This window comes from Streptomyces sp. DH12 (assembly GCF_020873895.1).
Lineage (GTDB): Bacteria > Actinomycetota > Actinomycetes > Streptomycetales > Streptomycetaceae > Streptomyces.
In genome coordinates this window covers 1-1,072 of the sequence record NZ_JAHWGT010000113.1, presented here as the reverse complement: position 1 = coordinate 1,072, position 1,072 = coordinate 1, and the positions used below count along the sequence as shown (strand labels likewise).

Here is a 1,072-nt window from a genome sequence, read left to right as displayed (position 1 = left end):
GCCGTCAATCGCCCTGTCCGATGTCGAGCAGTGACATATAACGTCACCTGTCGCAAAACCTGAGCCAGCACGCGCAGGGGAGGTTCCTCCGGCGTCCGAGCGAGCCTTACGGCAGGTCATCGATCCGACCTCGTTGTGCCGCCTGCGCCGCTGCGCCGTGGTTGGTTCCAGCGGGGGCCGTATCGATTGCTCAGCTGACCGATATGGTTGTCGCTGGACGTCGGACCGAGGGGGGCCGTGCTCACACAGATACTTCCTGGTTTCCGTGAACTGCGCACACCCATGGCGACCGGGGTTCTTTGGCTGCTCTCACTCTGGGTTGCTCTGGGTGATCGGATTCCGAGTCCTGCGAGGGCCACCGGGTTCACTGCCAGAGTTTACGAACTGGCCGGGCAAATCGGCAAGCCAGGCGTTGGGGCCGCGATCCTCTTCACGGCGTATGTACTCGGAAGCGTAGTGACCATCCCAGCGAACCAGCTTCTGCGTGAGCCCACACCAGGCCTTTGGGAGCCAAGTATTCTATTGCCGGAACCGTGGCCCGTCGTGCAGGGACGCCCGGTGCTCGTCCAGCATCGGTCAGCAGCGACCGCAGCCGGTTACCCGGCTTTTGCCAATACCAGGCTGTTGACACGACAAGCTTGGGCAGACTTACAGGCTCACGTAAGCGCCAACCCTCTGGTGGCCTGGCTGGAATCGCACAGGACGGATCGACACCGTGACGTCGCCGAGAGAATCCTCCTGCGCTATGTGCTGGACGAGTTGGATCAATTGGGTACACGTCTCCACGCCCAGAGTTCGACCCTTTATGATGATCGCGACCGTCTGATGGCCGAGGCGGATCTGCGCGTCAACATTGGCGCGGGAATCTCGATTCTGGCCGCCTCGTTGTCCGTGCGAGTATCGGCCTTCTTTGTTCTCGCCTCAGGCCTGACCATCCTTTTTGTTCTCATGGGGGTGGCACGTGCCCGACAGGCGAACGATGTGATTGTGCAAGCGTTGGTAATCGGTGAGATCTCGTCGACTGCGTTGACGGAGGCGGAAAGTGCCGTGGAGGTGTTGAGCGGTGCAACGC

At 61.2% G+C, this 1,072-nt stretch carries 1 protein-coding gene; it reads left to right on the top strand.

The window, feature by feature from the left end; translation table 11 throughout:
- Positions 1-558: 558 nt before the first annotated feature.
- The coding region (locus LPA54_RS32830) for a hypothetical protein (protein ID WP_228984404.1) at positions 559-1,072 on the top strand (514 nt) is incomplete at its 3' end.